This window comes from Bacillus cereus group sp. N8, assembly GCF_016483685.1.
GTDB classification, from domain to species: domain Bacteria; phylum Bacillota; class Bacilli; order Bacillales; family Bacillaceae_G; genus Bacillus_A; species Bacillus_A proteolyticus.
In genome coordinates this window covers 1-239 of the sequence record NZ_JAEHBK010000218.1, presented here as the reverse complement: position 1 = coordinate 239, position 239 = coordinate 1, and the positions used below count along the sequence as shown (strand labels likewise).

Below are 239 nucleotides of genomic sequence, written 5' to 3'. Positions count from 1 at the left end.
TGGGCCTAAATGGACTCGAACCATCGACCTCACGCTTATCAGGCGTGCGCTCTAACCAGCTGAGCTATAGGCCCATAATTGAAAAGCGGGTGAAGAGAATCGAACTCTCGACCAGAGCTTGGAAGGCTCTTGTTTTACCACTAAACTACACCCGCATTAAATTTAAAATGGTGAGCCATGAAGGATTCGAACCTTCGACCCTCTGATTAAAAGTCAGATGCTCTACCAACTGAGCTAAT

2 tRNA genes are annotated in these 239 nt (G+C 46.4%); both read right to left on the bottom strand.

Annotated elements, in window-relative coordinates:
• A tRNA-Ile gene (locus JDS80_RS31065) sits at positions 1 to 74 on the bottom strand.
• 10 nt (positions 75 to 84) lie between these two features.
• Positions 85 to 155: transfer RNA gene (locus tag JDS80_RS31060), tRNA-Gly, on the bottom strand.
• Positions 156 to 239 lie beyond the last annotated feature (84 nt).